Origin of the sequence: Nocardioides sp., from assembly GCF_035703625.1 — a bacterium.
Taxonomy (GTDB): domain Bacteria; phylum Actinomycetota; class Actinomycetes; order Propionibacteriales; family Nocardioidaceae; genus Nocardioides.
This window is the reverse complement of the sequence record NZ_DASSXS010000059.1, coordinates 1-8317: the sequence shown is the minus strand read 5'-3', so window position 1 is coordinate 8317 and position 8317 is coordinate 1. Positions and strand designations below refer to the sequence as shown.

Sequence of the window (8317 nt, the reverse complement as noted above, 5' to 3'; positions counted from 1 at the left end):
CTCGCCGGTCTCGGTGTGCATGACGACCGCGAAGCCGGAGTCGGCCCGCGCGTCCTCGACGGTCTGCCGCAGCACGCGCTGGGCGTACCACTGGAGGTCGAGGTCGAGCGTCGTGCGCAGGTCGGCGCCGTCGGCCGGCTGGTCGATCGTGCTCTCCCCGAGCGGGATCCGGTTGCCACCGCCGACGGCGTACCGTGCCCTGCCGTCCTCGCCTGCCAGCCGGGCGTCGAAGGTCCGCTCGAAGCCACCGAGGGCCTCGTCGGTGCCGACGAAGCCGACCATGTTGGCCGCGACGTCTCCGGCCGGGTAGTCACGCACCTGGTCCTGCCGGGTGTCGAGCCCCTTGAAGCCCGCCTCCTCCGCCTCGGCGACCACCTCGGTGGCCTGGGTGGAGGGGACCCGCCGGGCGATGTACTCGAACCGGCTGCCCTCCTCCCGGAGCCGCGGCAGGATCGTGAAGTAGTCGACATCGAGCCGGTTGGCGAGGAACTTCGCGAGCTCGGGCGCCTGGTCGGCGGTCAGGAGCGGGTCGGCCACCACCATCAGCCCGTCGACCGACTCCGCCAGTGGCTCGCCGTTGCGGTCGAGGATGTCGCCGCGCGTCGCCGGGAGGTCGACCTCGACCATCCCCTCGGCGGCCGCCATCTCGGCGTACGAGTTGGGGTCCACACCCTGCAGCTGGACGAGCCTCGCGCCGAAGATCGACAGGACCATGGCGATCACGACGAAGCCGAACCTCAGCCGGAACAGCGGCGAGCCGCGCATGCTGCCCAGGGGGCGGCGCGGACGGGTGTGACGCACCAGAACCCCTCCCCCTCAGCGCCGGCCGTGCTCGCCGGAAGCGTTGGCGACGTTTCTACCGGGTGAGCCCGCGGTCTCGTCCGAGGCGCGACGGGAGTCGGCCACGACCTTGTGCACGATGGGGGCCGGGGTCAGGACGGCCGGCTTGGCCGGCGGAAGCGGACGGACCCGCAGCCCGTTGGCGGGCGTGGCGGCGATCCGCTCGCCGAGCACCTTGCCGTCCGAGAGTCGCAGGAAGACCGGGTTGGCGGCCGGGACCATGCCCAGGCTCTGCGCGTGCTCGGCGACCCGCTGCGGGTCGCGCAGCACCTCGAGCTCCATCTGCAGCGTCTGCTCGCGAGCGGTGAGCGTGTTGGCCTGCTCCTCCAGCGCCGTGGCGGCGAAGGACGCCTGCTGCATCGAGGTGTTGAAGAGCAGCAGCCCGATCACTCCCCCGAGCAGCACCAGGCTGACCAGCATCACGAACGGCATCCGGGCGGCGCGGGTCCGCCGACGGGGTACGACGGTCAGACGCGCCCGCTCGACCGCGGCCTCGGCAATTCCGCGCCCGATCGAGCGGGACCGGAGGGCTGGGCTGTTCATGAGGCGACTCCTCGGGGGTTGCTGAGACGTTCGATGGCACGCAGCCGCACGGAGGCGGCGCGCGGGTTGTCCCGGATCTCTCGCTGGTCGGCCTTCTCCGCGCCCCGGGTGACCAGACGGAGCGTGGGCTCGGTGCCCTCCGGCAGGAACGGCAGGTCGTCGGGGACGTCGACGCGGACGGCCTCCGCGAACACCCGCTTGACGATGCGGTCCTCGAGGGAGTGGTAGGACTCGACGACGACCCGGCCACCCACCGTGATCGCGTCGATCGCGGCCGGGATCGCCCTGCGGAGCACGGCCAGCTCGTCGTTGACCTCCATCCGCAGCGCCTGGAAGGTCCTCTTGGCGGGATGCCCGCCCGTACGCCGTGCCGGTGCCGGGATCTCGGCGTAGAGGAGCTCCACCAGCCGGGCAGAGGTGGTGAACGGCTCCCGCTCCCGTTCCCGGACCACGGCGGCGGCGATCCGGCGGGCGAACCGCTCCTCGCCGTACTCCTTGAGGACCCGGGCCAGCTCGTCGGCCGGGTAGGTGTTGAGCACGTCCGCGGCGGTGGGACCGGTGCTGCTGTCCATCCGCATGTCGAGCGGCGCGTCCTCGCTGTAGGCGAACCCGCGCTCCCGCAGGTCGAGCTGCATCGACGAGACGCCGAGGTCGAAGAGCACCGCGTCGACCCCGTGCAGCCCGAGGTCGGCGAGAACGGTGGGGATCTCGTCGTACACCGCGTGCACGGCGGTGAAGCGGTCTCCGAACGGGCGGAGTCGCTCCCCCGCCAGCTCGAGCGCGGCCGGGTCACGGTCGATGCCGATGACGCGAGCCAGCGGGCAGTCGGTGAGCACGGCTTCGGTGTGCCCGCCGAGACCGAGCGTGGCGTCGACCAGCGCGGCCCCGTCGTGATCGAGTGCAGGCGCCAGGAGGGCGACGACCCGGTCGAGCAGGACCGGGTCGTGGTGGGGGCGGGTCATCGCGTCGCCTATCGACCCAGGCTCGTGATGAGGAGGAGACCGACCGCGAGGCCCACCGACGTGGCCGCGGAGAACGCCATCACGGCGACGGCCTCCCTGGCCTGGTGCCGGACCCGTCGTACGACGGGTGCCTCCACGGTGTTGCTCATCGGACTCGACCCCACTGGTTGATGCGGATGGTGCTGGCGTTGAGGATTCGTCCGACCAGGTCCCTGCCCGCTCCCAGTGTGGGAAGTGTTCGGCGTCTGGAACCGGGGAAGGTGCCCCAGAAGCCGTTTTCCGGGAGCGGGCCCGAGACCTCGTCCGACGAATCCGTTGTTGAGTTGTTGCTGTCCTGCGGTCCTGCGGTCCTGCGGTCCGCTCCGGGTCACAGCCCGGGGAAGACCTCCTCGCTCTGCTCCGAGAACGCCGCCTCGCCTGCGTCGGCGTACTCCTCCCACCTGGCCGGGTCCCAGATCTCCACCCGGTTCATCACGCCGATCACCACCACGTCCTTGTTGAGCGCGGCGTACTCGCGCAGCATCGGCGGGATCGTGATCCGGCCCTGCTTGTCCGGCGTCTCGTCGGAGGCGCCGGCGAACAGGAAGCGCGTGTAGTCCCGGGCCGCCTTCACCGTCACCGGTGCCTCCTGGGCCCGACGGGCGAGCTCCTCGAAGGCAGCCTGGGGCCAGACGGTCAGGCAGCGTTCCTGTCCCCTGGTCACCACGAGTCCCTCCGCGAGCTGGTCCCTGAACTTCGCCGGGAGGAACAGCCGCCCCTTGTCATCGAGCTTGGGGGTGTAGGTGCCCATGAAGAACATCGGGCACCTCCGCTCCCCCGAACCCTCTGCCGGGCTCTTCCTCCACTGCGCACCACTCTACCCCACATCCCTCCACGATCAACCATAAGAGCCGTGTCGCGACGGCGGATTTCGGCGAGTTTGCGCAGGTGGGAGCCACATTCGCCGCGGTGGAGCAAAATGGAGGAAGCGTGAGAGTGTCGCGGGTCGTCCGGTCGGCAACCGAAACCAAACCGTGACCCCGACGAGCGAAGAGTTCGCCAACCCGGACGACTAGGTTTTTCGGACGCCCTAACGTGGACTCATCACGCGGGCGCTGACGACCGCACAACGGAAGGACCGGACCCGTGGGAAATCCGAATGCTGGCGGTGCCGATCTCGAGACGCTCTCGCGTGTGGTCGACCGGGTCCGCGCCAACATCGAGAAGGTCATCGAGGGCAAGCCGGACGTCGTGACCTCGACCCTGGTCGTGCTGCTGGCCGAAGGTCACCTGCTGATCGAGGACGTCCCCGGGGTCGGCAAGACGATGCTCAGCAAGTCCCTTGCCCGCAGCATCGACTCCTCCGTGCGCCGGATCCAGTTCACCCCCGACCTGCTGCCGTCCGACGTCACCGGCGTCTCGGTGTTCAACCAGAACACGCGGGAGTTCGAGTTCCGCCCCGGCGGGGTCTTCGCCAACATCGTCGTCGGCGACGAGATCAACCGCGCCTCGCCCAAGACCCAGTCCGCGCTCCTGGAGTGCATGGAGGAGCGCCAGGTCACCGTCGACAACACGACCTACCAGCTCGAAGCGCCGTTCATGGTGATCGCAACCCAGAACCCGATCGAGATGGAGGGAACCTACGCCCTGCCCGAGGCCCAGCGGGACCGCTTCATGGCGCGGGTGTCGGTCGGCTACCCCGTCGAGGCGGCCGAGATCGCGATGCTGGACACCCACACCGGAGCCAACCCGCTCGACGACCTCGAGCCCGTGGCGGACGCGGCGGAGATCCGCAAGCTGATCGGCATCGTCAGCGACGTCTATGTCTCCGAGGCGGTCCAGCGCTACAGCGTCGCGCTCACGGCGGCGACCCGGCGCTCCCACGAGCTCACCCTGGGCGCCTCCCCGCGGGCGACGCTGCACCTGGTCCGGGCCGCGAAGGCCAGGGCCGCCATCAAGGGCCGCGACTACGTCCTCCCCGACGACGTCCGGACCCTCGCCCAGTCGGTGCTCGCCCACCGGCTCCTGCCGAGCGTCGAGGCCGCCATGAGCGGGCGCAGCACCACCGCCATCCTCGACGCCGTGATCGAGGCCGTTCCGGTCCCCGAGCGCAGTCGGTCCTGACGCCCCCGAGGAGTACGACGTGCGAGAGGCACTGGCCGGACTGACGGTCCGGGGTCGGGCCTTCCTGGCCGCGGGCGTGACCGCGATCGTCTGCGCCGTCGTCCTGGGCCAGCCGTCGCTGACCCGGGTCGGCGTCCTCGTGGGGGCGCTCCCGCTCGTCACCGCGGCCCTGATCGGTCGCAGCCGCTACCGGCTGGCACTGGTACGGACGGTCAACCCCCAGCTGGTCACCGCCGGCCAGCCGGTGCGGGTGAGCCTCTCCCTGACCAACGAGGGACGTACGCCCAGCGGTGTGCTCCGGCTCGAGGACCAGGTCCCCTACGTGCTCGGGTCCCGGCCACGCTTCGTGCTGGAGGGCATCGGCCACGGATGGCGGCGGCACGTCACCTACCAGGTTCGCTCCGACGTACGCGGCCAGTTCGACATCGGACCGATGTCGGTGCGGGTCAGCGACCCGTTCGGGCTGGTCGAGCTCGGCCGTGCCTTCCAGACGACCGTGCCGCTCACGGTGACGCCGCGGACTGTCCCGCTCCCCCAGATCCCCCTCGGCGGCGCCTGGACCGGGTCCGGCGACAACCGCCCCCGCGCCTTCGCCACCGGCAGCGCCGAGGACGTGACGGTGCGCGAGTACCGACGCGGCGACGACCTGCGCCGTGTCCACTGGCGCAGCTCCGCGCGGGTCGGCGAGCTGATGGTGCGACGCGAGGAGCAACCCTGGCAGTCGCGCGCGACCCTGTTCCTCGACAACCGCGTGCACGCGCACCGGGGGCAGGGCATCGCTTCCTCCCTCGAGACAGCCGTCTCCACCGCCGCCTCGATCGCGGTCCACCTCAGCCTGCGCGGGTTCACCGTGCGGCTGGTCACCGCCTCGGGAGAGGACCCCGGCAACGCGTGGCACTTCCGCGCCGCCGAGCTCAACACCGGCCCGCTGCTGGAGACGCTGGCCGTGGTGCAGGCCGATCCGCGGCACCGGATCGACACCGGATGGCTCGCCGAGCCCACCCACGGCGGGCTGATGGTGGCCGTGGTCGGCAGCCTCGACCCCCAGGACATCCCGGTCCTGCGCCGGATGCAGCACCACTCGGGGTCGGCCATGGCACTGGCCCTCGACGTCGACGCCTGGGTGGCGCGCTCCACCGAAGGGGGCGCCGCCGGAGCCCTCACCCGCCAGGGTTGGCGGGCAGCCGCGCTGGGACCCCGCGACCGCTTGGACTCGGTCTGGCAGGAGCTGGGTCGCAGCACGGCCCACGCCAGCCGTAGCGGCCACTCGTCCACCGGCGAGACCGCCTTCGCCCCGGCCAGGGACGAGGTACCCCGATGAACCAGCCCGCGCGCGGCAGCTTCGCCGGAGCGTTCGCCCTCCCCGTCGCCGCGGCCGGGACCACCTGGCTGGCGCTGCTCTCCTGGCGAGGATTCACCGAGCAGTCCGCCACGTTCCTCGGCCCGCTGCTCGTCATCGGCGCGGTCATCGCCGGCACCGGCGCACTGGCCCGCTGGGCACGGCTCTCGGCGCCGCTGGTCGTCCTATGCCAGCTCGTGATCTCCGGCGGCCTCACGAGCATGATCCTCAGCGGTTCGCCGATCCCCGTCGGGCCGGCCTGGGAACGGCTGCAGGGCGGCTTCTCCGACGCGCTCATCTCCGCGCAGCGCTATGCCGCCCCGCTCCCCCCGGACGTCCCTCCGGTCGACCCGGTCCTCATCCTCGGCGGGTTCGGCTGCCTCCTGGTCGTCGACCTGCTGGCCTGCACGCTGCGCCGGGTCCCCCTGGCCGGTCTCCCCTTGCTGACCGTCTACAGCGTCCCGGTCAGCATCCTGCTCAGCGGTGTCTCCTGGTGGGTCTTCGCCGCCACCGCCGGCGGGTTCCTGACCATGCTCTACCTGCAGGAGAGTGACCAGGTCGCCCGCTGGGGCCGGCCTCTGGGCAACGACCTGGCGTCCGACCCGTCGGCGTTCGGCGTGACCACCGGGGCGATCCGGGGCACCGCGGGCACGATCGGCGGCGTGGCCACCGCGCTGGCGGTGTTCCTCCCGGCGCTGATCCCCACCCTCAACCTGAGCGTCTTCGAGGGTGGGCTCGGCCCGGGGGGCGATGACATCGCGGTCACCAACCCGATGACCGACCTGCGCCGTGACCTGCAACGCGGTGACGACATCCCGCTGGTGCAGGTCCGCACCAGCGACCCCGATCCGTCGTACCTCCGCATCTCCGTCCTCACCCGGTTCTCGGCCAACGAGTGGACCTCCGGCACGCGGCAGGTCCCGACCGACCAGGGCGCGCGCGGCGCGGTCCCCGCCCTCCAGGGCGTCGAGCGGACGCTGGAACGCACCGAGACCGACTACGACGTCGCCGTCACCCCGAGCTTCCGGTCGATCTGGCTGCCGACCCAGGCCCCGATCTCGCGGATCACCGCTGACGGGGACTGGCGATACGACCGGGACACGATGGACTTCCTCGCCGGCGAGGAGGATCTCGACACCGCCGGGCTCAGCTACTCCATGACCGCCGTGGACCTCGAGCTCTCGGCGGAGTCGATGGCCCGCGCCCCCTCGACCGGCGGTCTGGTGAGCAGCGACTACATCGACCTGCCGGACGGGATCCCCAGCACGGTGAGCAACCTGGCGTTCCAGGTCACCCGCAACGAGGACACGCGGTTCGAGAAGGCCGTGGCGCTGCAGCAGTGGTTCCGGGAGGACGGCGGGTTCACCTACGACCTCGATGCCGAACCCGGCAACGGCACCGACGACCTCGTCCGGTTCCTCACCCCGGGAGCAGACGGGCGCACCGGCTACTGCGAGCAGTTCGCCTCGGCGATGGCGGTCATGTCCCGGATCCTGGGGATCCCGGCGCGAGTCGCGGTCGGCTTCTACCAGCCGCGGAGGGTCGGATCTGAGACGTGGGAGTACAGCGCCTGGGACCTCCACGCCTGGCCCGAGCTCTTCTTCCCCGGATCGGGCTGGGTGAGGTTCGAGCCCACCCCCTCGAACCGGGCGACCGAGGTGCCGGGCTACACCACCCAGCAGGTCAACCTTCCCGAGTCCGGCGTCGGTCCGGGCGCACCCCGGCAGAGCGAGGACCTGCCCAGCCGCGCGGAGAGCTCCGGTGCCGCGGGCGAGGAGGCATCGCAGGACGAGAACCAGCGTGACGACCAGGCAGGGTTCCCGTGGGGTCCGGTCCTGGGCACCACCGGAGCACTGCTGGCCGGACTGGGTCTGCTGCTCGTCCCGTCGGCGATCCGGCGCACCCGCACCCGCCGCCGGCTCGGCAGCGGCCCGGAGGGCGCCTGGGCCGAGCTGCTCGACACCGCGACCGACCTGGGGGTGCCCTGGCCCTACGACCGGTCACCCCGCGAGACGAGGGACGCGCTGGTGCGCCGCTTCGGGCTGCCGGTGCGCTCCGACACCCCCGAGCGTCCCGTGCACGGGGCGCACGTCGCGCCGTTCGCGGTCGAGGCACTCGACCGGATCGTGCGGTGTGTGGAGCGGCTGCGCTACGCCCGGGCCGGGCAGGAGGCCGACCAGGACCTGCTCGACAAGGACCTCGCGACCTGCGTCGCGTCCCTGCAGGGCGGCGCCTCGCGCGCGGCCCGCCGCCGAGCCGCCTGGATGCCGCGGTCGGTGCTGCGCGGGAGGCCCAGGACGGTGACCGCCCCCGAGGTCGAGCCCCTCACCGTGCGGTACGGCGGCGGGGTGGTCGATCACGTGGGGTAGAAGCCGAGACGAGCGGTCGCCGTTCGTCTCACCGGGTCTCGACACGCCGCTTCGCCGCCCTCGCAGGCTCGGTCGACGACGGCTCGCTCGACCACCATCAGAACGGCGGCTTCTAGCGCAGCCGCTGGCGCCGGCTGCGCTAGAAGCCGCCGTTCTCCCGG

The 8317-nt window shown here is 71.8% G+C and carries 7 protein-coding genes and 1 pseudogene; 3 read left to right on the top strand and 5 right to left on the bottom strand.

From position 1 onward, the window contains the following. The 5 genes and pseudogenes from VFN12_RS02665 to mraZ all read right to left on the bottom strand — a co-directional run. Window positions 1–801: pseudogene (locus tag VFN12_RS02665) on the bottom strand (penicillin-binding protein 2); the annotation flags it as partial. A gap of 15 nt (window positions 802–816) precedes the next feature. Then, window positions 817–1383: a hypothetical protein gene (locus VFN12_RS02660; RefSeq protein WP_325117015.1), complete on the bottom strand. Its 567-nt coding sequence runs from the start codon at window positions 1381–1383 to the stop codon at window positions 817–819. Continuing rightward, window positions 1380–2345, bottom strand: a complete 966-nt coding sequence (gene rsmH, locus VFN12_RS02655; RefSeq protein WP_325117014.1) for a 16S rRNA (cytosine(1402)-N(4))-methyltransferase RsmH — start codon at window positions 2343–2345, stop codon at window positions 1380–1382. The genes VFN12_RS02660 and rsmH overlap by 4 nt, the downstream gene beginning before the upstream one ends. 8 nt (window positions 2346–2353) lie before the next feature. Then, window positions 2354–2494, bottom strand: a complete 141-nt coding sequence (locus VFN12_RS02650) for a hypothetical protein (RefSeq protein WP_325117012.1) — start codon at window positions 2492–2494, stop codon at window positions 2354–2356. A 218-nt stretch (window positions 2495–2712) separates the two neighbouring features. After that, window positions 2713–3144 (bottom strand): division/cell wall cluster transcriptional repressor MraZ, encoded by a 432-nt coding sequence (mraZ, locus tag VFN12_RS02645; RefSeq protein ID WP_325117011.1) that lies wholly within the window; start codon window positions 3142–3144, stop codon window positions 2713–2715. A 326-nt stretch (window positions 3145–3470) separates the two neighbouring features. Between mraZ and VFN12_RS02640 the strand changes: the two genes are divergently transcribed. Genes VFN12_RS02640 through VFN12_RS02630 form a run of 3 tightly spaced genes read left to right on the top strand, consistent with a single transcriptional unit; the run spans window position 3471 to window position 8156 of the window. After that, window positions 3471–4448: a MoxR family ATPase gene (locus VFN12_RS02640; RefSeq protein ID WP_325117010.1), complete on the top strand. Its 978-nt coding sequence runs from the start codon at window positions 3471–3473 to the stop codon at window positions 4446–4448. 19 nt (window positions 4449–4467) lie between these two features. Further along, window positions 4468–5769: a DUF58 domain-containing protein gene (locus tag VFN12_RS02635; protein ID WP_325117009.1), complete on the top strand. Its 1302-nt coding sequence runs from the start codon at window positions 4468–4470 to the stop codon at window positions 5767–5769. Then, window positions 5766–8156 carry a DUF3488 and transglutaminase-like domain-containing protein gene (locus VFN12_RS02630; protein ID WP_325117008.1) on the top strand — a complete coding sequence of 797 codons (2391 nt, stop codon included), beginning with the start codon at window positions 5766–5768 and terminating at the stop codon, window positions 8154–8156. Before VFN12_RS02635 ends, VFN12_RS02630 begins: the two co-directional genes overlap by 4 nt. Window positions 8157–8317: the final 161 nt, after the last annotated feature.